Annotated in this window: 26 protein-coding genes, 1 pseudogene and 1 other annotated feature; of the genes and pseudogenes, 23 read left to right on the top strand and 4 right to left on the bottom strand. The window is 38.9% G+C overall.

Annotated elements, in window-relative coordinates; all coding sequences use genetic code 11:
- Positions 1-10 precede the first annotated feature (10 nt).
- Both B3D94_RS05940 and B3D94_RS05935 read left to right on the top strand, forming a co-directional pair.
- Complete coding sequence (locus B3D94_RS05940; protein WP_069483194.1) at positions 11-1,438, top strand: aldehyde dehydrogenase family protein; 1,428 nt, start codon at positions 11-13, stop codon at positions 1,436-1,438.
- 68 nt (positions 1,439-1,506) lie between these two features.
- Positions 1,507-1,986 carry an acyl-CoA thioesterase gene (locus B3D94_RS05935; protein ID WP_025116473.1) on the top strand — a complete coding sequence of 160 codons (480 nt, stop codon included), beginning with the start codon at positions 1,507-1,509 and terminating at the stop codon, positions 1,984-1,986.
- Positions 1,987-2,032: 46 nt separating this feature from the next.
- Here the strand turns inward: B3D94_RS05935 and B3D94_RS23000 are convergent, their stop codons facing one another.
- Both B3D94_RS23000 and B3D94_RS22995 read right to left on the bottom strand, forming a co-directional pair.
- The gene (locus B3D94_RS23000; RefSeq protein ID WP_369794269.1) at positions 2,033-2,815 is read right to left on the bottom strand and encodes a methyl-accepting chemotaxis protein; all 783 of its coding nucleotides are present in this window, start codon (positions 2,813-2,815) and stop codon (positions 2,033-2,035) included.
- Positions 2,798-3,343 (bottom strand): annotated as a pseudogene (locus B3D94_RS22995) (protoglobin family protein); the annotation flags it as partial. The gene B3D94_RS23000 and the pseudogene B3D94_RS22995, both read right to left, overlap by 18 nt.
- Positions 3,344-3,624: 281 nt before the next feature.
- Here B3D94_RS22995 and B3D94_RS05925 point away from each other — a divergent pair.
- Positions 3,625-3,834 (top strand): hypothetical protein, encoded by a 210-nt coding sequence (locus B3D94_RS05925; protein WP_069483195.1) that lies wholly within the window; start codon positions 3,625-3,627, stop codon positions 3,832-3,834.
- Between the two features lie 55 nt (positions 3,835-3,889).
- Here B3D94_RS05925 and corA read toward each other — a convergent pair whose 3' ends face one another.
- Positions 3,890-4,852 (bottom strand): magnesium/cobalt transporter CorA, encoded by a 963-nt coding sequence (corA, locus tag B3D94_RS05920; protein ID WP_069483196.1) that lies wholly within the window; start codon positions 4,850-4,852, stop codon positions 3,890-3,892.
- A 35-nt stretch (positions 4,853-4,887) separates the two neighbouring features.
- A complete protein-coding gene (locus tag B3D94_RS05915) occupies positions 4,888-5,571 on the bottom strand; it encodes a class I SAM-dependent methyltransferase (RefSeq protein WP_291755670.1) in 684 nt (227 codons plus the stop codon).
- A gap of 125 nt (positions 5,572-5,696) precedes the next feature.
- On the opposite strand from B3D94_RS05915, the gene B3D94_RS05910 reads away from it, so the two are divergent.
- The 20 genes from B3D94_RS05910 (at position 5,697) to rplK (ending at position 23,617) form a co-directional block, all read left to right on the top strand.
- Positions 5,697-6,002 (top strand): DUF4870 domain-containing protein, encoded by a 306-nt coding sequence (locus tag B3D94_RS05910; RefSeq protein ID WP_036121655.1) that lies wholly within the window; start codon positions 5,697-5,699, stop codon positions 6,000-6,002.
- Positions 6,003-6,265: 263 nt separating this feature from the next.
- Entirely contained in the window at positions 6,266-6,736 is a 471-nt protein-coding gene (locus B3D94_RS05905; protein ID WP_031416734.1) for a CtsR family transcriptional regulator, read from the top strand.
- 13 nt (positions 6,737-6,749) lie between these two features.
- Positions 6,750-7,292 (top strand): UvrB/UvrC motif-containing protein, encoded by a 543-nt coding sequence (locus B3D94_RS05900; protein WP_025116467.1) that lies wholly within the window; start codon positions 6,750-6,752, stop codon positions 7,290-7,292.
- The gene (locus B3D94_RS05895) at positions 7,289-8,398 is read left to right on the top strand and encodes a protein arginine kinase (protein ID WP_069483198.1); all 1,110 of its coding nucleotides are present in this window, start codon (positions 7,289-7,291) and stop codon (positions 8,396-8,398) included. The genes B3D94_RS05900 and B3D94_RS05895 overlap by 4 nt, the downstream gene beginning before the upstream one ends.
- A complete protein-coding gene (locus B3D94_RS05890; RefSeq protein WP_069483199.1) occupies positions 8,388-10,832 on the top strand; it encodes an ATP-dependent Clp protease ATP-binding subunit in 2,445 nt (814 codons plus the stop codon). Before B3D94_RS05895 ends, B3D94_RS05890 begins: the two co-directional genes overlap by 11 nt.
- Positions 10,833-10,923: 91 nt before the next feature.
- Positions 10,924-12,300, top strand: coding sequence for a DNA repair protein RadA (gene radA / locus B3D94_RS05885; RefSeq protein ID WP_008180607.1), 1,377 nt, complete (start codon positions 10,924-10,926; stop codon positions 12,298-12,300).
- Between the two features lie 216 nt (positions 12,301-12,516).
- Positions 12,517-13,602, top strand: a complete 1,086-nt coding sequence (locus B3D94_RS05880) for a PIN/TRAM domain-containing protein (protein ID WP_069483201.1) — start codon at positions 12,517-12,519, stop codon at positions 13,600-13,602.
- Between the two features lie 12 nt (positions 13,603-13,614).
- Positions 13,615-14,310 (top strand): 2-C-methyl-D-erythritol 4-phosphate cytidylyltransferase, encoded by a 696-nt coding sequence (ispD, locus tag B3D94_RS05875; protein ID WP_069483202.1) that lies wholly within the window; start codon positions 13,615-13,617, stop codon positions 14,308-14,310.
- Between the two features lie 380 nt (positions 14,311-14,690).
- Complete coding sequence (gene ispF / locus B3D94_RS05870) at positions 14,691-15,167, top strand: 2-C-methyl-D-erythritol 2,4-cyclodiphosphate synthase (RefSeq protein WP_069483203.1); 477 nt, start codon at positions 14,691-14,693, stop codon at positions 15,165-15,167.
- 88 nt (positions 15,168-15,255) lie between these two features.
- Positions 15,256-16,716, top strand: a complete 1,461-nt coding sequence (gltX, locus tag B3D94_RS05865) for a glutamate--tRNA ligase (RefSeq protein WP_069483204.1) — start codon at positions 15,256-15,258, stop codon at positions 16,714-16,716.
- A gap of 50 nt (positions 16,717-16,766) precedes the next feature.
- Positions 16,767-16,986, top strand: a binding site (T-box leader).
- Positions 16,987-17,175: 189 nt separating this feature from the next.
- On the top strand, positions 17,176-17,826 hold the full coding sequence (gene epsC / locus B3D94_RS05860; RefSeq protein ID WP_291755659.1) for a serine O-acetyltransferase EpsC: 651 nt from the start codon (positions 17,176-17,178) through the stop codon (positions 17,824-17,826).
- A complete protein-coding gene (cysS, locus tag B3D94_RS05855; RefSeq protein WP_069483205.1) occupies positions 17,823-19,223 on the top strand; it encodes a cysteine--tRNA ligase in 1,401 nt (466 codons plus the stop codon). Before epsC ends, cysS begins: the two co-directional genes overlap by 4 nt.
- Positions 19,208-19,642, top strand: coding sequence for a Mini-ribonuclease 3 (locus tag B3D94_RS05850; protein ID WP_175423095.1), 435 nt, complete (start codon positions 19,208-19,210; stop codon positions 19,640-19,642). Before cysS ends, B3D94_RS05850 begins: the two co-directional genes overlap by 16 nt.
- A 5-nt stretch (positions 19,643-19,647) precedes the next feature.
- Positions 19,648-20,400 carry a 23S rRNA (guanosine(2251)-2'-O)-methyltransferase RlmB gene (gene rlmB / locus B3D94_RS05845; protein WP_008181856.1) on the top strand — a complete coding sequence of 251 codons (753 nt, stop codon included), beginning with the start codon at positions 19,648-19,650 and terminating at the stop codon, positions 20,398-20,400.
- Between the two features lie 2 nt (positions 20,401-20,402).
- Positions 20,403-20,915 (top strand): NYN domain-containing protein, encoded by a 513-nt coding sequence (locus B3D94_RS05840; RefSeq protein WP_008181857.1) that lies wholly within the window; start codon positions 20,403-20,405, stop codon positions 20,913-20,915.
- Positions 20,916-20,983: 68 nt separating this feature from the next.
- Complete coding sequence (gene sigH, locus B3D94_RS05835; protein WP_025116456.1) at positions 20,984-21,631, top strand: RNA polymerase sporulation sigma factor SigH; 648 nt, start codon at positions 20,984-20,986, stop codon at positions 21,629-21,631.
- 76 nt (positions 21,632-21,707) lie between these two features.
- A complete protein-coding gene (gene rpmG, locus B3D94_RS05830) occupies positions 21,708-21,854 on the top strand; it encodes a 50S ribosomal protein L33 (RefSeq protein WP_075807303.1) in 147 nt (48 codons plus the stop codon).
- A 48-nt stretch (positions 21,855-21,902) separates the two neighbouring features.
- Positions 21,903-22,088, top strand: coding sequence for a preprotein translocase subunit SecE (gene secE, locus B3D94_RS05825; protein ID WP_069483207.1), 186 nt, complete (start codon positions 21,903-21,905; stop codon positions 22,086-22,088).
- Between the two features lie 339 nt (positions 22,089-22,427).
- Positions 22,428-22,961: a transcription termination/antitermination protein NusG gene (gene nusG / locus B3D94_RS05820; RefSeq protein ID WP_036121629.1), complete on the top strand. Its 534-nt coding sequence runs from the start codon at positions 22,428-22,430 to the stop codon at positions 22,959-22,961.
- Between the two features lie 230 nt (positions 22,962-23,191).
- On the top strand, positions 23,192-23,617 hold the full coding sequence (rplK, locus tag B3D94_RS05815; protein ID WP_004233593.1) for a 50S ribosomal protein L11: 426 nt from the start codon (positions 23,192-23,194) through the stop codon (positions 23,615-23,617).
- Positions 23,618-23,657 lie beyond the last annotated feature (40 nt).

Below are 23,657 nucleotides of genomic sequence, written 5' to 3'. Positions count from 1 at the left end.
CATTTGAAGGATGAAGGAAACAAAACTGTGGATTAACGGTCAATGGCAAGATGCAAAGGAAAGCTATGAGCTAAAATCACCATATAGTGGTGAGGTGATTGCTCAAGTGGCAAAGGCATCTATACAAGATGTGGAGAGAGCAATCGATGGTGCACAGCAAGCATTCCTTTCGTTTAAAAAGACGACAGCCTACGAGCGTGCCGAAATTTTATATAAAGTTGTCGATTTAATGCGACAACGAAAAGAAGAATTTGCAGAGATTTTAGCATTAGAGGCAGGAAAGCCGTTGACAGCAGGGTTAGCGGAAATTGATCGTACAATTGCCACTTATCAATTTGCAGCAGAGGGTGCCAAACAGCCAAAAGGCGAAACTGTACCGATGGATGCGGCACCTGGAGCAGGAGATCGTATAGGTTGGACAAAGAGAGAGCCATTGGGAGTAATTTCTGCTATTACGCCGTTTAATTTTCCGTTTAATTTAGTGGCCCATAAATTAGGACCAGCATTTGCAGTAGGTAATACAGTTGTTTTAAAGCCAGCAACCCAAACACCATTAAGTTCCCTTGTTATGGCAGAGATTTTCCGTGAAGCAGGTTTGCCAGATGGAGCGTTGCAAATTGTGACAGGAAGTGGTGGAGAGCTTAGCGATACTTTAGTTACACATCCTCACGTCAAAAAGGTGACGTTTACGGGTAGTGGTAAAGTTGGATTAGGCATTAAGCAAAAAGTCGGCTTACGTAAAGTAACTTTAGAGCTAGGTTCTAATGCAGCTGTCATTGTCGAACCATCGACGCCTTTTACTAAAATTATAAGTCGTTGTGTGAGCGGTGCCTTTAACTTTGCTGGACAAGTATGTATTTCGTTACAACGCATTTATGTACATTCTTCTATTATTGATGAATTTACGGAGGCATTTGTTGCGGAAACTAAAAAGCTTGTAGTAGGAGATCCTATAGATAAAAACACAGATGTAAGTGCTATGATCAACCCGAATGAGGTTGGACGAATTAAAGAGTGGATTGAAGAAGCACAGGCACAAGGAGCAGTTATTGCAACTGGAGGAGTATTTACAGAACGGACGTTAACCCCAACTGTTATGACGAATGTGACGGCTGATATGAAAATTGTTTGTCAGGAAACATTCGCGCCAATCGTCTCAATTGTTTCATATGAAACATTAGATGACGCAATTCGACTTGTCAATGAGTCGGACCTTGGCTTAAATGCAGGTATTTACACGAATGTATTACCAGATGCCTTGTATGCAGCCGACGAATTACAGGCAGGTGCTGTCATTATAAATGATGTTCCGACATTCCGTGTAGATAATATGCCCTATGGTGGTGTGAAGATGAGTGGCTATGGGCGAGAGGGCATTAAATGGGCCATTGAGGAAATGACAGACATGAAATTTATTACGATGAAAAAATCGTTCTAAATTTGCATAAGCTCTTTTTCTACGATACGATGACGAAAGAACATACATGAAGGGAAGTTACAAGAAATATGACAAACAATGCTGTACCCATGAGCCAATCACGTACGGTTCAATCACGTCTCGTATTACCTCCAGACACAAACAATCACAATTCCATTTTCGGTGGAAGAGTGTTAGCTTATATTGATGAAATTGCTGCTATTACAGCGATGAAACATGCGAAGGGACTTGTAGTCACAGCTTCAATAGACTCAGTTGATTTTTTATCGGCTGCCCATGTAGGAGATATTCTTGAAATTGAAAGTATAGTTTCCTCTACAGGACGTTCTTCAATGGAGGTTTATGTTCGCGTTGTTTCCCGCAATATAGAGACTGGTGAGGAAAAATTAACGACAGAATCATTTGTAACAATGGTTGCAGTAAATGAAGAAGGAAAACCGGTACCGGTACCTGCCATTTATCCTGAAACAGATGAGGAAAAACGTTTATTTGAAACAGGGCCTGCAAGACGAGAGCATCGTAAACAAAAGCGTGCATTGCCACATTAAGGTTAAAGGGAGCTTCACCTAAAGCGGTGGGGCTCCCTTTGTTATATTACATATTCAATTCATTAACTACATTAATAAGTGAATCAGAAGAAGAGGAAACAAGTGTAGCTCCTTGTGATAGCTCGGTAATTAAATTAGAAATGGCTGAAATGTCTCTAGATGTATGAACATACTGTTGTTGAATGCCAGATACGGCATCAGCTATATCATTAAATGATTTAGATAAGTTTTCTTGCGTATTGACGCTATGTTGAATTTTTTGATCAACATTAATAACTGAATTTGCCATTGTTGTAATATTACTTTCAGTTTCTTTAATGAGATGTGACACATTTTGCACGGCATTTTTCGTTTCTTCAGCAAGCTTTCGTACTTCCTCTGCTACTACGGCGAAGCCTTTGCCATGTTCCCCTGCTCGAGCTGCCTCAATAGACGCATTTAAAGCTAATAAATTTGTTTGATCCGCAATGCCCGTGACAAGTCCTACAATCTCAGAAATTTTTTGAGAGGAGGTACGTAATTGATTCATTGTTACCTCAAGACTGTTGACACTTTGTAAAATAACTTGGATTAAATCATTTTGCTCTTTCAGTTGATGTTGCCCACGTCTTGATTTCTCCTGTGTATCTGCAACGAAGCTTAATCCCTGCTTTGTTGCCTCAGCAATATCATCTGTTTGCGAGGAAATGACTAACAAAGATGCAGCTGTCTCTTCACTAATGGCGTTAAGCTCCTCAGCTGTACTTTGAATTGTCGTAACAAGGGCGTTTTTCGTTTGATCAGCGGCTGTTCGAATACGATCTTCCTCTTTTTCGTATGCCTCGATCACAAGCTGTTGCTCAAAATTAATGATTTTGCAAAATGCGTTAATTGCACGAATGGCATCATTCTTTGAGATATCCACTTCATTCACAAAATTTGTGAACGTAGAAGTAAGGGATTGGAAGGATGCTATATACCATTTTGATTGTAAGCCAATTCGAACATGGGTTTCAGCAATGGCTTTTCTTTCAGCGATATAGGCGTCATTAATATGACTTTCAAAAATATCGCTTAAATGCTTATGTAACGTAACTTTTAAACGATCTATATGCGAGGTTCTATTAATAATGTCTACTAAATCTTGGCTCAAGCTAATGGCTGCATAAAATTGCTCCACCATTGCAGGAATTAGATCCTTAGCTAACGGTTGTAGTTGCTTAATAATGGCTAAATCCTCAATTGTTAAATTTAAAAGCTGTAATTGCTTTTGAAGGTTTGGATGACTTAAAACATCTAATTGTACATGGCCCTTAAAATTTTCAGGTGTTAATGTAATTGAGTAGCTGGAACTGCTGTTTTTTGAAAACCAACTCATTATTGTTTGCTCCATTCTTAATATCCATAATAATTGTGAGTAAAATGCACTTCTGAATTTGTTAGGTCTGTAAATTTGATAAATAATTGGTATTAAATCTATTTTACTATTATTTGCTGAATATTTGGTTAAAAATTTGGTTATTTCTTTATTTTTTTACTTTATTGGCAGTCCGATTAGTGAGGCGAAGTAAATTTGAATTTAAATTGGGAAACCTGTAAAATACGAACTGTTTAAGGAGAGAAAAATTGAACGTGAAAGATTATAGGAGGAGGTACTATATGGAGAAAAAACGCTTTAAATTCGTTATTCCAGTCATGGTCATTGTTGCAATAGGTTCCGTTTACATGCTACGAAACTACTATGCGGAAGTGCCACGTATTGAACAGCTATTAATTACAATTTGCGCCGCTCTAGGGTCAGGGGTTTTAGCATACTTTTTATTCCCACAGCAGGGTGACAATAAAATTGACGATCGAGGTCCTTACTAATAGTGATAAATGAAGCTGCTCGTTTGATTGTTAAACGAGCAGCTTTTTGTGGGAATTAAGGCTTAAATAATTTAAACCAGCCTTTATGTTTAAAGATAGTAAGCATAGCGATTACAACAATAATCATAATACCGAGGACAATAAAATAGCTGTATTGTCCATGTAGCTCAGGCATATTATCAAAGTTCATCCCATAAACACCTGCAATAAAGGTTAGTGGAATGAAGATCGTTGAGACGATTGTTAAAGTCATCATTATGCCGTTCATGCGGCTTGAGCTCATAGCCATATAACTATCTCGCATATCTGCTGTCAGCTCTCGATTGGATTCAACCATTTCTGTCAGTTTTAGAAGATGGTCGTATATATCTCCAAAATAAGCTCTTTCAGATTTGTTTAATGAAAAACGGTAAGAATTAAGTACTCGATATAAAAGGTCTCGCATCGGTAAAATGGCACGCCGCAAATCGAGCAAATCACTACGAAATTCGAAGACAATCTTCATGGCATTTACATTACTTTGGTATGTAAGCTCGCCTTCAAGTGCATTTAAATGATCTTCAATTTTATAAACAAGTGGAAAATAACTATCAACGATTTTATCAATAGTTTGATACGTTAAGTAGACTGTGCCACGTTCCCAATTTTTTGGCTGGCTTTCTAACATCTTTTGTACCTTTTCAATTTCGGGAACTGGGTTCTTATGGAATGTCACAATAAACTTATTAGAGGCAAAAATGTTAACCTCTTCTGCAGCTAATGTCAGCTCGTTTAATCGATGAATGACGAAAAAATGGAAATCGTCATAAAAATCGAGTTTTGGGCGTTGTAATCGCATTAAGCAATCTTCAATAGCTAGTGGGTGAAAATGAAAAAATGAATCTAGCAAAGATTCTTCCTCTCTAGTTGGACAATTAAAATCAACCCAGTACCATTCGAACTCTTGTTGATGTATGGATTCCAAAGGGAAATCTTTTAGTAATTGTTGTTTTTTTGTAATGCCAATGGTGCTTATCACAGCTTTCACCTCAAAGTATTTACTACAAAATATATTTAATGTTCTTCTTTAAAGCATACCCATCCACCAAACAAAGTAGTGGCAAAAAAACGTGAAGGTTTTATAAAACCTGCTTCATGTAATAATGTTAAAATGGCTTCCTCGGGCATAAATGACAGGGCACGAATGGATTTTTCCATTTCTGCAACATCAGCAACGGAAAGTTTTGTATGTTGGAGCCAGTAAGAACGCCATAAATCGAATTGTAGTTCCGTTTCAATAGTACCAGGTCGACCGTATTTCGAAACTAGGACAAATGGTGCGCCAGGTTGTAAATGGTTCCAAATTTCTTTCAGGGTCGATAGCTTATCTTCATAGCTTTGAATAAAATGAAGGACGAGTACACAACTAGCTGCATCAAATTTTATAGCAGGTAGATGGGTATCCAGCAATGTTCCATGATAGAACGACAGATCATTCGGTAAAGATTGGAGACGCTCCTTTGCTATTTCGAGCATGGATTCTGACGGATCAATACCCGTAAATGACCAATGTGGTCTTCCATCTGCTAGCTGCAATATTTCATTGCCACTACCTGCACCAACAACCAATATATCCGCATGCTCATGTAATGTAGAACGATAAAAAGTTTGTATTAAACGAAGCATTGCCTCATAGCTTGGTAGAGTACGGCGAATCCCCTTTTCATATTCATTTGCTAATGTGTGGTTGAATTCCATTTCTCATCACGACCTTTCAAAATTTTTTTAAAAAACTCACTTTAAACTGAAACTATTACGGGTATAGTTCCGTAAATAGTAGTACATAAAACGATAGATAACGTATAAAGAAAGGGTTGATATATATGGAGAGTAAATGGTCTAAAGTAATCATACACGCAAGTTCGTTTTTTGCGCCATGGTTAGTTCCCATTATCTTCTTTTTAATTAGTTCGGATGAGGAAGTGAAGGCAATTTCTATTCAAGCTATTCTTTTCCAACTTGTCATGGCAATTTTACTTGCTGTTTCTGGATTCTTAAGCATTTTCATTATTGGCATTCCATTTTTAATTGTTTTTGGGATTATGCTATTTGTAGTACCAATTATAGGTATTGTCAAAGCATTAACTGACGAGCCTTGGCGTTATCCAATTGTAGGTCGTTGGGTATAATTTTTATAGACGCAAGTATATGCTAGTTGCATATGCTTGCGTTTTTTCTATGGATAAAAAGGGTACATTAGGTGTAGGAAGCAAAATGATATGCTTGATAACCACTAATTAGTGCTATTTTCTACGCTTGAATATCGTTTTTTAGCCTTTTCATTTTTCTCTAGGCGAAATCATTGCAATTATTTTCAAGCGTTTTGTATAATATACTCAAAGAAAGTCAAAGATAGTCAAAGTCAGTGAAGCAAGCGAGGTGTATTCCTAAAATGCGTAATATATCAGACATCATAGAAGGTTACTTAAAGCAAGTACTTGAATTAGGTGGAGAAGGACATATTGAAATAAAACGTAGTGAAATTGCAGACAAATTTCAATGTGTACCGTCACAAATAAATTATGTCATTAATACAAGATTTACCGCCGAGCGAGGTTACCTTGTGGAGAGCAAGCGAGGTGGTGGTGGATACATTCGAATTTTACGTGTCCGCGCGAATTCACAGATTGATTTAATCGACGATGTTCTCCGGCATATTGAAGGTGGAGCATCGCAAACAATGGCAGAAGATTTAGTGTATCGACTCATCGATGAGCAGGTAATTTCAAAGCGAGAAGCGAAATTAATGTTAGCAGCAATTGATCGCTCAACAATTGACTTACATCTCCCTCTAAGAGATATAATTCGTGCAAAGATATTGCGTGCGATGCTGACAACTATAAAATATGAGCAACAGAAATAGTGAGGTGATGGAAATGATATGTGAACATTGTAAACAACGTAATGCGACAGTTACTGTAACACAAGTTCAAAATGGGCAAAAGGTGGAGCACCATTATTGTGACGTCTGCGCCTCACAGTTCCATCCATTTCATGCAGAGTTTAAACAAGAGCCAGTTTCCATACAACAGTTATTATCAAACTGGTTTGGCTCACCTACATGGCAAAAGGTAGGAGAAAAACAACAAACACAGCCACAACAGCAGACATGCCCACAATGTGAATTTACGTATAAGCAATTTTTAAAAGAAGGTAAGTTTGGTTGCCCAAGCTGTTATGACACTTTTAGTGAGCATTTACCTAAGCTCTTTAATCGCATACAGGCTGGTCCCCAACATATTGGGAAAATGCCAGGTGCCCATAGCAATGTGTATGTCATTAAAAAGCAAATAGAGGATATCCGTAAACGTATGAAGTTCGCTGTAGATGAAGAGCAATTCGAAGAGGCAGCAAAACTTCGAGACGAAGTCAAAGAGCTTGAGAAGCAGCTACAATTTGAAGGTGGTGATGTGTCTTGATGATTGAATCGTTTTTAGAGCGTGCGACACCTACGTGGATGCGTATTGAAGACGATTATTCTGACATTGTCATTAGTACACGAATTCGCCTTGCTCGAAATTTAGATGGATATCGTTTTCCACTATCGTTTTCAGAGAACGAGGCTTTACAGGTGGAACAGGCAGTTACACATGCAGTCAGTGATAGTCCAACCCTACAAAATGATTATGCATATTTTGCTATCAATGATTTAACACCTTTACAACGTCAAATTCTTGTAGAAAAGCATTTGATTAGTCCGCAGCTTGCCAAAAAAGAGCAGGTGGGCTCCGTTCTTCTGTCACAAGATGAATCCGTGAGTATTATGGTGAATGAAGAGGATCATTTACGCATTCAATGTATGACAGCGAGTTTCCAGCTTCAAAATGCCTATGAACAAGCGAATAAGATTGACCGTATTCTAGAGAAGATCTTACCTTATGCTTTTCGAGATACATTTGGCTATTTAACAAGCTGTCCTACAAATATTGGTACTGGGCTTCGAGCATCTGTGATGATGCATTTACCTGCTCTTACGTTAACGGGACAGATGAATCAAATTATAAATGCGATGACACGCTTAGGTATGACCGTAAGAGGTATATATGGTGAAGGAAGCGAAAATTTAGGAAATGTTTATCAAGTGTCCAACCAAATTACACTTGGAAAGACAGAAGAAGATATTTTAGCAGATATACAAAGTGTTGCTGAAAAAATTATACAAAAAGAACGACATGCGAGAGGTAAATTGATGGAAAAAGCTGAGCTTGCTTTAGAAGATCGAGTTTATCGAGCTTTAGGTACCCTTACGTATGCAAGAATTTTAACAAGTGAGGAAGCGGCTACCTGTCTTTCAAATGTTCGTTTAGGAGTTGACCTACAGTTGATTGACGGTATACTCGCAACAACTTTAAATGAGTGTGTCGTCAGTATGCAACCCGGTTTTTTACAGCATTATGCAGGTGAGGCATTACCGCCTGCTGAACGTGATCGTGTACGAGCTGAAATGCTACGTGAGGCATTATTTCAAACACACACGAATAAGCCTAATAATGGGGAAAAAGGAGAGGATTTATATGATGTTTAATCGTTTTACACAACGCGCGCAAAAAGTATTACAGCTTGCTCAGGAAGAGGCTATTCGTTGGAAGCACGAATCCATTGGCACAGAGCACATTTTATTAGGGCTTATACGTGAAGGCGGCGGTATTGCTGCAAAAGCGTTAGAAGCTATTGATATTAGTCCTCAAATGATTGAAGCTGGTATTGAAGAATTAGTCGGTAAAGGGAAAGAAGATGTTGGTCCAATAGTTCACTATACGCCACGAGCGAAGAAAGTAATTGAACTATCGGTTGACGAATCACGTAAATTAGGTCATTCGTATATCGGTACAGAACATTTACTATTAGCACTTATACGTGAAGGTGAAGGTGTAGCAGCTCGCGTCTTAAATAATGCAGGTGTAGGCTTAAATAAAGCACGTCAGCAAGTTTTATTATTATTAGGAAATAATGATAACGCGCAGTCTGGTCAACAAGCGGCACAAGCGGCGAATACCCCAACATTAGATAGTTTAGCCCGTGATTTAACACAAATTGCCCGTGAAGGTACGTTAGATCCTGTTATTGGTCGAAGCAAGGAAATTACACGTGTTATCGAAGTATTATCACGTCGTACAAAAAATAACCCTGTCCTAATTGGTGAGCCAGGTGTTGGTAAAACAGCTATTGCTGAAGGATTAGCACAGCAAATTATTAATAATGAAGTACCAGAAATTCTTCGCGACAAACGAGTGATGACGCTTGATATGGGAACTGTCGTTGCAGGTACAAAATATCGTGGAGAATTTGAGGACCGTTTGAAAAAAGTAATGGATGAAATCCGCCAAGCCGGCAATATCATTTTATTTATTGATGAATTGCATACTTTAATCGGTGCAGGTGGTGCAGAAGGTGCGATTGACGCATCAAATATTTTAAAACCGTCCTTAGCACGTGGGGAGCTTCAATGTATCGGTGCGACAACACTTGATGAATATCGTAAATATATTGAAAAAGATGCAGCATTAGAGCGTCGTTTCCAACCGATCCAAGTGGATGAACCAACGGTGGAAGAAGCTATTCTCATTATTCAAGGTTTACGTGACCGCTATGAAGCACATCACCGAGTGAAAATTACAGATGAAGCAATTGAAGCAGCGGCAAAAATGGGTGATCGATATATTTCAGACCGCTTCTTACCGGATAAAGCAATCGACCTTATCGATGAAGCGGGTTCAAAGGTTCGCTTACGTTCATTCGCAGTGCCACCAAACTTAAAGGCACTTGAAGATAAGCTTGAAAATGTTCGCTCAGAAAAGAACGCTGCTGTATCAGGTCAAGAGTTTGAAAAGGCTGCAGCACTTAGAGATACTGAGCAAAAGCTTAAAGATGAGATTGAAGCTACGCGAAAAAATTGGAAAGAAGAGCAAGGCAAGGCCGAATCCAAAGTGACTGTAGATGATGTTGCGGCAGTTGTATCGATGTGGACAGGAATTCCTGTAGCTAAAATCGCTTCTGAAGAATCTTCAAAATTATTACAACTTGAAGAAGAGCTACACAAACGCGTTGTAGGGCAAGGCGAAGCGGTAGAAGCTATTTCTCGTGCGATCCGTCGTGCAAGAGCGGGCCTCAAAGATCCAAAACGACCTATCGGTTCATTTATTTTCTTAGGACCTACAGGTGTTGGTAAAACAGAGCTTGCAAGAGCACTAGCTGAAGTGATGTTTGGTGACGAGGATGCTATGATTCGTGTCGATATGTCTGAGTACATGGAGAAACATTCGACTTCTCGTTTAGTAGGTTCGCCTCCAGGCTATGTAGGCTTTGACGATGGTGGTCAATTGACTGAAAAAGTTCGTCGTAAACCATATTCTGTTGTACTACTAGATGAAATTGAAAAAGCACACCCTGATGTTTTCAATATTCTACTGCAAGTTCTTGAAGATGGTCGTTTAACGGACTCTAAGGGGCGGGTAGTAGACTTCCGTAACACAGTAGTCATTATGACTTCAAATGTCGGTGCGGATGCTCTTAAATATCAAAAAAGCCTTGGTTTTAATGTAGGTGGCGCAGATTCTAAACATAAAGATATGAAGAGTACGATGCTGGAAGAATTGAAAAAAGCATTCCGTCCAGAATTCTTAAACCGTATTGATGAAATGATTGTCTTCCATTCATTAGAAAAAGAGCATTTAAAAGAAATCATTGCGATGATGGGGAATGCTCTAACAAAACGGTTGAAAGAACAAGATATCTCACTAGAATTAACAGATGCAGCGCTTGAAAAAATTGCACAGGAGGGCTATGACCCTCAATACGGTGCACGTCCACTACGTCGAGCATTACAAAAACAAGTGGAAGACCGATTATCAGAAGAATTACTAAAAGGTAATGTGGAGAAGGGTAATCACGTTGTTATTGATTATATAAACGATGAGTTTATTGTGAAGAAAAAAGAGGGAGTTTCTATCTCTAAATAATTTCAAGTGAAAGACAGTGAGGCATTAAGTGCCAAGCTGTCTTTTTTTTTGTACAATTAATATAAGAACAAATATTCGAGGTGATGGAAAGTTGGCTAAGAAAAAAACGAAATTTGTATGTTCAGGCTGTGGCTATGAATCGGCAAAATGGATGGGAAGATGTCCGGGCTGTGGGGAATGGAATAAGATGGTAGAGGAAGTAGAAGTTATTGCGAAAGGACCACGTGGGGCATTCCAGCATTCCGCTACAGTTACTCAAAAGGCAATTCCTATTATTCAGGTGGAAGCTAGTGAAGAGTCCCGTGTAGCGACAGAAATGGGCGAGCTGAACCGCGTGTTAGGTGGTGGTATTGTGCCGGGATCTCTAGTATTAATAGGTGGTGATCCTGGGATTGGGAAATCCACATTATTACTACAAGTTTCAGCTTTGCTTTCCAATAAAGGTCATCGTGTACTTTATATTTCTGGTGAGGAATCTATCCGTCAAACGAAGCTACGTGCGGAGCGTTTGGGGGTAATTTCACAAGAACTATACATTTATTCCGAAACAAATCTTGAGTTTTTGAATCAAACGATTGAGGAAGTACAGCCGAAATTTGTCATTGTCGATTCCATTCAAACCGTCTTTCATCCAGAGGTAACAAGTGCGCCAGGTAGTGTCTCGCAGGTCCGTGAGTGTACAGCTGAGCTTATGCGAATTGCTAAGACTAAAGGAATTGCGATCTTCTTAGTTGGGCATGTTACGAAAGAGGGGCAAATTGCAGGGCCTCGTATTTTAGAGCATATGGTGGATACGGTCCTGTATTTTGAAGGGGAAAGACATCATAATCATCGTATTTTACGAAGTCAAAAGAACCGTTTCGGCTCTACAAATGAAATTGCTATATTTGAAATGCTACAGGGTGGACTAAAAGAGGTGTTGAACCCGTCTGAGCTATTTTTACAGGAACGTTCACAAGGAGCAGCGGGCTCCACGATTGTTGCCTCAATGGAGGGAACAAGGCCAATTCTCGTTGAAATTCAGTCGCTTGTGACGCCTACCAGCTTTAATTACCCTAAACGGATGGCAACAGGGGTTGATCAAAATAGAGTGCAATTGCTAATGGCCGTACTTGAAAAGCGTATGGGCCTCATGCTACAAGCACAGGATGCATATATTAAAGTTGCTGGTGGTGTAAAATTGGACGAACCCGCCATCGATTTAGCTGTTCTGACAAGCATCGTTTCTAGCTTTAAGGATCAGGCTGTGCGAGCAACGGATTGCTTTGTTGGTGAGGTAGGTCTGACAGGAGAGGTGCGTCGAGTATCCCGTATTGAGCAACGTGTCATTGAAGCAGCGAAGCTTGGTTTTAAAAGAGTATTCATTCCTACATCCAATATAGGTGGATGGGATTTTCCACAAGGGATTGAAATTATCGGGGTAGAAACGATAAAGGATGCATTAAATGCCTGCTTTAGAGAGTTATAGGAAAAACCATGCATGTTAGATAGTATTCTGACATGCATTTCCTTCATTTTTGACGGAAAAAGACGAAACTCAAGTAAAGGGATAGGCGTCCTAGTTAATGCATGGTGAAGGTGTGATGGAAAATAGAGATTAAATAATGATAATTTGATGGGCTGATGAAGGATTTTCTACAGTAAACTATGTATAATCTTAACTAACAATAGGAGGTGACAGCTTGTGAAAAAATTTGTTCAAATTGCTTTTTTACTGATTGGAGGAGCGTTGGGCCTTGTTTTCTTACCGCCATTATACGAATTGCTTCATTTATCATCTAATCCTTGGCTTGATAATCCTTACGTATCAGTAGCATTAGGAGCGCTTTTACTGTTTACATTGTCATTTGCGTTTTCCGATTATTTTGTGAAGCTCATTAGCTGGATGGAAGAGGTCCTGTTTAAGGTCCCTGTCGGAGATTTATTATTCGGTACGCTTGGCCTAATAATAGGGCTAATTGTAGCGTATTTCTTAGGCTTTGCTATTAATAGTGTAAAGGTCCCCTTTGTTACAGAGGTGCTCCCTATTATCCTGTCATTTGTATTAGGATATTTAGGCTTCCGTCTAGGTTTTAGAAAAAGGGATGAATTAATTCAGCTTTTTACTTTACGTAGTAATCATACGAAGAAAAAAGCTGCTGAGGGTGCTGAAATTCCAGAAGTGCGAGGAAGTTACAAATTATTAGATACAAGTGTCATTATTGATGGTCGTATCGCAGATATTTCTGAAACAGGATTCATCGAAGGGGTTCTAGTGGTGCCTCAGTTTGTCCTTACAGAGCTTCAGCATATTGCCGATTCCTCTGATACATTAAAGCGTACAAGAGGACGTCGAGGTTTAGATATATTAAGAAAGTTACAGGACGAACGTAAGACAGATGTAGAGATTACAGATGAGGATTTTGAGGATGTGCAAGAGGTAGATTTAAAACTTGTACGACTGGCAAAAAAAATGGGTAACGATACTCAGATCGTCACAAATGATTTTAACCTTAATAAAGTCTGTGAGCTACATCATGTGAAAGTATTAAATATAAATGACTTAGCGAATGCCGTAAAACCTGTCGTGATTCCAGGTGAAGATATGCAGGTGGTAGTCATTAAGGATGGGAAAGAGCATAATCAAGGGGTCGCTTATTTAGACGATGGTACGATGATTGTTGTGGAGGGCGGTCGTAGCTTTATAGGACAGGCCATAACAGTAACAGTAACGAGTGTATTGCAGACGTCAGCTGGTCGTATGATATTTGCGAAGCCGAAGGACGATTAGGATGTGAAAAAAATGCAGTATGAAGTAGTCTTACCTGCCGCAGGAAGCGGTAAACGTATGGGGGCAGGGCAAAATAAATTATTTTTAAAACTTTTAAAGAAGCCTATACTGATACACACGTTAGAGGTCTTTCAACAAGATCCCTTTTGCACAGGTATTTGGCTCGCGGTAAAACCGGAGGAGCGTATCTATATTCAAGAATTGCTCGATGAATATCGCATTACGAAAGTCAAAGGTTTACCTGATGGTGGTGCTGAACGACAGCATTCTGTACATTCATGTATGAAGGAAATGCAACAGGTAGACATTGTGCTTGTTCATGATGCGGCACGGCCTTTTATTACACATGATATTATTGCAAATCTTGTTCAAAGTGCCCACGACTTTGGTGCGGCTATTGCAGGTGTCCGAGCGAAAGATACAATGAAAAAAGTTAGAAATGGTGTCATTGAGGAAACGGTAGATCGCGACAGCCTATGGATGATTCAAACGCCGCAAGCCTTTCGGTTTGATTTAATTGTTGAGGCAGAGGATATTGCTGAAAAAGTAGGTTTTCTTGGTACCGATGAAGCGATGCTAGTCGAGCGTCTTGGTCACACGGTGCATATTGTAGAAAGCAGCTACGAAAATGTAAAAATGACGACGCAAGAGGATTTACTATTCGGAGAAGCTATTTTACGAAAACGCGTATTGCAACTAAACGAATAGTTATTAGTTTAAACATCTCATTAGTGATAGTTGCTAATGAGATTTTATATTTATATAGCAAGAAATGACGAAGAGGATATGCTTGTTTTTTAGCTGTCGTTCAAATGCCTGTTGTAATAATGGCGTGCGACACCAATGTGAATAAGGATTTGTTAGCTTGAAAAAACTAGAAGCAATCAAGGTGGTAAGGTGTAATAGATCTAACGGTACAAGAAAATGCTCACTATTTGCTATCAGCTCAATTTCCTAGGAAATATGTTAAAATGTGAGGGTATAATAGTGAGTAAATAGATAAAAGTGAAGGAAGGTGAATGAGACTGCATTAGGCAAACTAGGAGCAATAAAATCCTCATGTATTGCTAACGTAGTCTCTCTATCATATGTTTCGAATTGGACAAGGTTTTGATGTACATGCATTTGAAGTAGGGCGTCCATTAATTATCGGGGGTATTACTATTCCACATGAAAAAGGATTAGTTGGACATTCAGATGCAGATGTTTTATTACACACAGTGACAGATGCAGCGCTAGGAGCAATTGGAGAAGGAGATATTGGACGTCATTTTCCAGATACAGATCCAGCTTTTAAGGACGCGGATTCAGCCAAATTATTAGAATACATTTGGAAAATTGTTGAGGATAAAGGATATATTCTAGGGAATGTGGATTGTACAATTATGGCTCAACGACCAAAAATGGCACCATATATTGAGCAAATGCAAAATCGTATTGCAGAATTATTACATGCTGAGCCGTCACAGGTAAATGTCAAAGCGACTACAACTGAACGTCTAGGTTTTACTGGTCGTGAGGAAGGTATAGCAGCGATGGCAACGATTCTTTTGATTAAGAAGTAAATGTGAGTGAACTCCGCTTTTATTTCCAGTTACAGAGTGGTAAAATGAACAAAGTCAATTTTGATCGAAAATTTAGGAGGCTTTTAATATGACGAAAGAAGTTCGCGTTCGTTACGCGCCATCTCCAACAGGTTTTTTACATATCGGTGGGGCACGTACAGCATTATTCAATTATTTATATGCAAAACATCATAACGGTAAATTCATTGTACGTATTGAAGATACGGATATTGAACGTAATGTAGAGGGTGGAGAAGCATCTCAGCTAGATAACCTAAAATGGTTAGGTATTGAATATGATGAGTCCATTGATATTGGTGGACCTTATGCGCCTTATCGTCAAATGGAGCGTCTTGATATTTATAAAGAGCACGCTGAAAAGCTATTAGAGCAAGGTGCAGCCTATAAATGCTTCTGTTCTTCAGAAAAACTAGAAGCATCTCGTGAGGAACAAAAAGCAAGAGGTGTAGCAGCTCCTACTTATGATGGTACATGCCGTCATCTATCTACTGAGGAAGTTGCAGCTAAAGAAGCAGCAGGTGAGCCATACACAATTCGTATGCGCGTACCAGCAAATGTAACATATGATTTTGAAGATTTAGTCCGTGGACAAGTTACATTTGAATCTAAAGACATTGGCGACTGGGTAATTGTAAAAGCAAACGGAATTCCAACATATAACTATGCTGTAGTTCTAGATGATCACTTCATGGAGATATCACATGTTTTCCGTGGAGAAGAGCATTTATCTAATACGCCAAAGCAAATGATGATTTTTGATGCATTTGGTTGGGAGTACCCACGCTTCGGTCATATGACATTAATTATTAATGAAAACCGTAAAAAGCTATCAAAACGTGATGAATCCATTATTCAATTTGTCACTCAGTATAAGGATTTAGGGTATCTTCCAGAAGCAATGTTCAACTTCTTTGCTTTACTTGGCTGGTCTCCAGAAGGGGAAGAGGAAATTTTCTCTAAAGAAGAATTTATTAAAATCTTTGATGAAAAGCGTCTTTCTAAATCACCATCTATGTTCGATAAACAGAAGTTGACATGGATGAATAATCAATATATTAAAAAACTATCTTTAGAAGAAGTGGTTGCTTTATCTTTACCACATTTACAAAAAGCTGGACTCTTACCAGAGGAGCTTACAGCGGAGCAACATGCATGGGCAACGGATTTAATTGGGCTTTACCATGACCAAATGAGCTTTGGTTCAGAGATTGTTGAATTATCTAGCCTATTCTTTAAAGACCATATTGAATATGATGAAGAAGCCAAAGCTGTTTTAGCAGGAGAACAAGTACCTGAGGTAATGGCTGCATTCAAGACACAACTTGAAGAATTAGAAGAATTTACGCCAGATGCAGTAAAAGCAGCTATAAAAGCTGTGCAGAAAGCAACAGGTCATAAAGGTAAAAATTTATTTATGCCAATCCGTGTTGTCACAACGGGTGAAACACATGGGCCTGAGCTGCCAAATGCTATTTGCTTAATCGGCAAAGAGAAAGCAATTGATCGTGTAGGAAAGTTTGCGCAATAAATAGAAATTCATTGACAATTGATTCGTTCGTTGTAAAATGTATTTACATTGATAAAGCGTTGATAAGGAGAAGTAAGTGGCGCATGCTCTAAAGAGAGGACCATCACCGGCTGAAAGTGGTCTGAGTCTAGGCAAAACTGAAATGCACCTTTGAGCATAAAGCTGAACTATAGTAGGCTTTATCGATTCGTTCTCGTTAAAGAACGTCCAGAGTGGGAGGCTTTTTGCCTTCAATCAGAGTGGAACCACGCAAATTCAAGCGTCTCTGTCATTCCTTTTAGGGATGATAGGGGCGTTTTTTATTTTATCTTCATTCATTGATGAAGAGGGATGCATTTCAAACAAACATGCCACATCATCTTAGGCAGAGAATTCTAAAGAAAATTGACTACAGTGACAGCTCTGTATGAAGGATTTCTAGGAATTTGAGCAAGACCAACATAAAAAGGGGGAGATTTTGTGTTAAAAAGGATGAAAGAAGATGTGGAAACCATTTTTGAGAATGATCCAGCAGCGCGTAGTGTTTTTGAAGTGGTATTAACATATTCCGGTTTGCATGCCACATGGGCACATCGAGTGGCTCATTGGTTCTTTAAAAAACGTTTTTATTTCATGGCTCGTGCAATTTCACAAATTAGCCGCTTTTTTACGGGTATTGAAATTCATCCTGGTGCGAAAATTGGCCGCCGCTTTTTTATAGACCATGGTATGGGTGTTGTCATTGGTGAGACATGTGAAATTGGTGATAATGTTACATTGTATCAAGGTGTAACTCTAGGGGGCACAGGGAAAGAAAAAGGGAAACGTCACCCTACATTAGAGGATAATGTCCTTGTAGCAACGGGCGCTAAAGTATTAGGCTCTATTACAATTGGCGAGAATAGTAAAATTGGTGCGGGGTCAGTTGTTTTAAAAGAGGTGCCGCCAAATGCCACCGTGGTCGGTATACCTGGTAAAATAGTGATTAAGGATGGAGTTCGTCTAGAGAAAAAGCTAGATCATCAAAATATACCTGATCCTGTAGAAGATCGCTGTCAAGCTTTTGAGAAGCAGATCATTGAATTAAAGCAAGAAATTGAACGCTTACAAAAGGAGAGAGAGACACAATGAGTATTCAAATTTTTAACTCATTATCACGACAAAAAGAAACCTTCGTACCGCTAGAAGAAGGCAAAGTGAAAATGTATGTCTGCGGTCCTACCGTTTATAACTATATCCATATCGGGAATTCACGTCCTGTTATAGTTTATGACACAGTACGTCGCTATTTCCAATATAAAGGCTATGATGTAAAGTTTGTATCCAACTTTACGGATGTAGACGATAAAATTATTAAGGCTGCCAATGAGCTGGGTGAAGAAGTGCATGAGTTAACAGAGCGCTTTATTGCTGCGTACTATGAAGATGTTACTGCATTAGGGTGCAAAAAGGCAGATGTTCATCCACGCGTTACCGAGCATATGGCTGATATCATTCAGTTTATCCAAGTCTTAATTGAAAAAGGCTATGCTTATGAGTCAGCTGGTGATGTATATTACCGTACACGTAAGTTTAATGGCTATGGTAAATTATCACATCAATCAGTGGATGATTTAAAAATTGGCGCACGTATTGAAGCTGGCGAGAAAAAAGATGATGCATTAGATTTTGCTTTATGGAAGGCAGCGAAACCAGGTGAAATTTTCTGGGAAAGTCCTTGGGGCAATGGCCGTCCTGGTTGGCATATTGAATGTTCTGTAATGGCTCGTGAGCATTTAGGAGATACTATTGATATTCACGCTGGTGGACAGGATTTAACTTTCCCACACCACGAAAATGAAATTGCACAATCAGAAGCTCATAATGATAAAACATTTGCACGTTATTGGATGCATAATGGTTATATTAATATAGATAATGAAAAAATGTCTAAATCTCTTGGGAATTTTATTCTGGTGAATGATATTCGTAAACAAATTGATCCACAAGTACTACGGTTCTTTATGTTGTCTGTACATTATCGTCATCCCATTAATTTTGCGAAGGATTTAGTAGAGGCAGCTGCAGCTGGCTTAGAGCGCATTCGTACAGCCTACAACAATGTGAAGCATCGCCTTACGACTACTGTAAGCTTAGGCGATCACTCAGATGAGTGGCTTAATAAAATTTCTGAACAAAAAGCGCAATTTGAAGAGGCGATGGATGATGATTTTAATACGGCTAACGGGATTTCGGTATTATTTGAGTTAGCTCGTATTGCTAATATTTATTTAAACGAAACGAATACTTGCAAGAAAGTGTTAGAAACTTTTATTGAAACTTTCGAAGTACTAGGTGACGTCTTAGGTATTAAATTTGCAAAAGAAGAAGAATTATTAGACGAAGAAATTGATGCATTACTACAAGAACGTGTAGAGGCACGAAAGAATCGTGATTTTGCTCGTTCTGATGAGATTCGTGACCATTTGCAAGCCCAAGGTATCATTTTAGAAGATACGCGACAAGGAACTAGATGGAAACGAGGGTAATTAAGTTGGATAAACTTCGCAATGAAGATGTTAAGCAATTAAATGCGTTGGCGTTAGCCTATATGGGTGACGCTGTATTGGAGCAAAAGATACGAGAACACTTACTACGTTCAGGTCGAGTTAAACCGAATACACTTCATCGAGAGGCAACAAGTTACGTTTCGGCAAAAGCACAATCTATGATTGTTCATCGTATGATGGATGAGAATTATTTAACAGAGGAGGAGTTGGCAGTGTTCCGCCGTGGACGTAATGCCAAGTCCGGCTCTGTACCAAAAAATACAGATGTTCAAACTTATCGAAATAGCTCAGGCTTTGAGGCGGTACTTGGTAGTTTATATTTATTAAATGAACTTGAACGCGTCTATGAAATCATTGCATATGCTATTCAAATCATCGAGGAATCGAAAGGAGTGTAGAAATAATGACAGAACAGAATGGAGAAATTATTGCAGGTAAAAACCCAGTGTTAGAAGCACTTCGTTCAGGACGCGATATGAATAAAGTATGGATTGCAGAGGGTGTAAAAAAATCGGGTGTCAACGAACTGCTAGATCTAGCTCGAGAACGCGGAGTGATCGTTCAGTTTGTTCCGAAAAAGAAAGTCGACCAATTATCAAGTGCAAATCATCAAGGGATTGTTGCTTCTGTTGCAGCTTATCAGTATGCTGAACTAGAGGATTTATTTGCTGCAGCCGCAAAAAAACAAGAAGATCCTTTTTTCTTAATCTTAGATGAGCTTGAAGATCCACATAATCTAGGTTCTATTATGAGAACAGCTGATGCAATAGGAGCGCATGGTATTATTATTCCTAAGCGCCGTTCAGTGAGTTTAACAGCTGTCGTGGCGAAGGCATCAACAGGCGCTATTGAGCACGTTCCTGTGGTCCGTGTAAACAATTTAGCTCAAACAGTAGATGAACTAAAAGAACGAGGTGTATGGATTGCTGGTACAGATGCAAAGGGCTCTGTAGACTATCGAAAAATGGATGCAACATTACCATTGGCTATCATTATCGGTAGTGAAGGTAAGGGAATGGGGCGCTTATTAAAAGAGAAATGTGACTTCTTGTATCATTTACCGATGGTAGGACATGTGACATCACTGAACGCCTCAGTAGCTGCAGCGCTATTAATGTACGAAGTGTATCGTAAACGTCAAGAAGCGATTGAGTAACAATGAAAAACATTTTGCTAGTTGATGGCTATAATATGATTGGGTCCTGGAAAGAGCTTCGACCATTGCGGGATACAAATTTTGAGGATGCTCGCAAAAGGTTGATAGAACTTATGGCTGAATATAAAGCAGCTATGGGTTGGCGCGTGATCATTGTTTTTGACGCACATCTAGTTCCAGGCGTAGAGCAATCTTATTTAGAAAGTGATGTTGAAGTCATTTATACTCGGAAAAATGAAACGGCAGATGAGCGTATTGAAAAAATGACGCATGAACTTAAGGCTAGAAACGTACAAATACACGTAGCAACTTCCGATATGGCAGAGCAAAGTGTTATCTTTGGTAATGGAGCCTTGAGAAAATCAGCTAGAGAACTAGAAATAGATACAAGCATTATCCAGCATAAAATATCACACGATGTGAAAAGGAAACAAGAAAGTAGACCACCTTCACGTATAGAATTAAAGCCAGATGTGGCGATAGCATTCGAAAAATGGAGACGTGGATTGAAATGATTGATTGACGCATATTTTCCAATTCCGTTATACTGTTCCTAATTATCTGTTGTGGCTGAGGTGATACCATGTTTAAAAATAGCATTGTACAAGTGACACAAGATTTTGAACGATTCAATGATGAAGAACTTATTGAAATGGTGCATCAAGGTAATACAGATGCGTTGGATTATTTAATTACGAAATACCGTTTGTTAGTTAGAGCGAAGGCTAGATCCTATTTCTTAATTGGTGCCGATAAGGAAGATATTGTGCAAGAGGGCATGATCGGTTTATATAAAGCGATTCGTGATTTTAAAGGGGACAAGCTAGCTTCTTTCCGAGCTTTTGCTGAGCTATGTATTACAAGGCAAATTATTACCGCTATTAAAACGGCTACTAGGCAAAAGCATATACCTCTTAACTCTTATATTTCTTTGGACAAGCCCATTTTTGATGAAGAATCAGACCGAACGCTAATGGATGTTTTAACAGGCGCTATCATGGATGATCCAGAAGAATTAATAATTCATAGAGAAGAGTTTGGTTATTTAGAAGAGAAAATGAGTGAGATTTTAAGTGAACTAGAGTTACAGGTTTTAGCTCTATATCTAGATGGCCGATCATATCATGAAATTTCTGCAAAATTAAATCGTCATGTGAAATCGATTGATAATGCTTTGCAGAGAGTGAAGCGTAAATTAGAGCGACATTTAGTCCTTGAAGAAATGTCTTAGAGGGCATAGGCTTTATTGACATTGACAAATATAGGTGTTAGTCTTAAAAAGACAAAGTGCCGAAAAAGGTGAGTATATGGCAAAAAAAGTCGTGCTAAATTGCGAGAAATGTGGATCGAGAAATTACACGTTCCCGGCTAAAGAAGGCTCTACTGTACGCCTCGAATTAAAGAAATTTTGCTCGCATTGCAATGAACATACAGTGCATAAACAAACGCTATAAAATGATATGTAAATAGACAGATTTGATTGATTCGGAGGTTAAGCTAGAATGGGCAAGATCAAAGGCTTTTTCAGTGATGTAATGTCAGAAATGCGCAAAACAAGCTGGCCAAAAAGTAAAGAGCTGACTAAATATACAGTCGTTGTAATTTCAACTGTTGTCATTATGGCTTTATTTTTTGTGTTAGTTGACTTAGGTGTTTCATCATTATTCCGCTGGTACTTAGATTTATAATTTAGTAAATAGCATGTTAATACTTATGAAATAGCCCGTCCATTGCAATAACGGGTTTTTTCGTTTGTTTTATCTTCATTCAGCAGACAATTCCATCTTTATGGGCAAGTGATATGGGTGAAGTGAATGGTAGTAAGATAATCTCATTATGATAAGTATGATAGTAGCAATAGATGACTATGCTAGTTTCGATACATATCATCAGGCTATTCTTAATAGGTAAAGGCTGCAGTGTCTATATGAGATGTTTGTGAAAAGGGTAAGGAATGCATCTAGCATATCACGATTCATTTTCACTTTTATTTGTAAGGGAGGGACGGACGAGGAGTCCTAGTAGTTATGGAGAAAAATTGGTATGTTGTTCATACGTATTCAGGGTATGAGAACCGAGTAAAAGCAAACCTAGAGAAACGTGTAGAAACAATGGGAATGCAAGATAAAATCTTCCGAGTGATTGTTCCTGAGCATGAGGAAACAGAAATGAAGGATGGGAAAAAGCGTACAATGATGCGTAAAGTTTTCCCAGGTTATGTATTAGTAGAGCTTATAATGACAGATGATTCTTGGTATGTAGTGCGTAATACGCCAGGTGTAACAGGCTTTATCGGGTCATCTGGTGGAGGAGCAAAACCAACACCTTTACTACCTGAAGAAGCGGATCGTCTACTACAGCAAATGGGTATGACTGATAAAGTTGTCGAAGTAGATATCTCTATTGGTGAAGCAGTTGAAGTATTAGAAGGGCCATTCGCTCATTTCCAAGGACGTGTTGAAGAAATTGACACAGAAAAAGGAAAAGTGAAAGTATCTGTTGATATGTTTGGTCGCGAAACAATTATGGAGCTAGACTTCGAACAAATTCAAAAATTATAGTACAATTACTAGAACTGTGACATGCCAATTGGTAGATGTTTCGCAGATTTTGTTAATTACCACTTGCTTAAAAAAATTAAAAGTGGTATCATTTCAAAGGTCAGACTGTCATACTTTTGTTTGACGTCTGTAATGATAATTTTAATGTTATCGGCACTTAGCTGACAGACAGATATTGAGTGGGAGGGGCAACCCAATTACCACATCACGGACTTAAGGAGGTGTGTCTCGTGGCTAAAAAAGTTATTAAAGTTGTAAAACTTCAAATCCCTGCTGGTAAAGCTAACCCAGCTCCACCGGTTGGTCCTGCATTAGGTCAAGCGGGTGTGAACATCATGGGATTCTGTAAAGAATTCAATGCGCGTACTGCTGATCAAGCTGGTCTTATTATTCCAGTTGAAATTTCAGTATTCGAAGACCGTTCATTCACTTTCATTACAAAAACTCCACCTGCAGCAGTTCTACTTAAAGTAGCAGCTGGTATCCAATCTGGATCTGGTGAACCAAATCGTAAAAAAGTGGCAACGGTTAAACGTGATAAAGTTCGCGAAATCGCTGAAACTAAAATGCCAGACCTTAACGCTGCTTCAGTAGAAGCTGCTATGTTAATGGTAGAAGGTACTGCACGAAGCATGGGTATTGTTATCGAAGACTAATCCCAGTTACTTGATGTTTTGTTTTTTGGAAGGTTGCGAA

The organism is Lysinibacillus sp. UBA5990, assembly GCF_002429815.1.
In the GTDB taxonomy this organism is placed as follows: Bacteria; Bacillota; Bacilli; order Bacillales_A; family Planococcaceae; genus Lysinibacillus; species Lysinibacillus fusiformis.
Note: the sequence above shows the minus strand (reverse complement) of the source record. Positions and strands in the feature narration are given on the sequence as shown.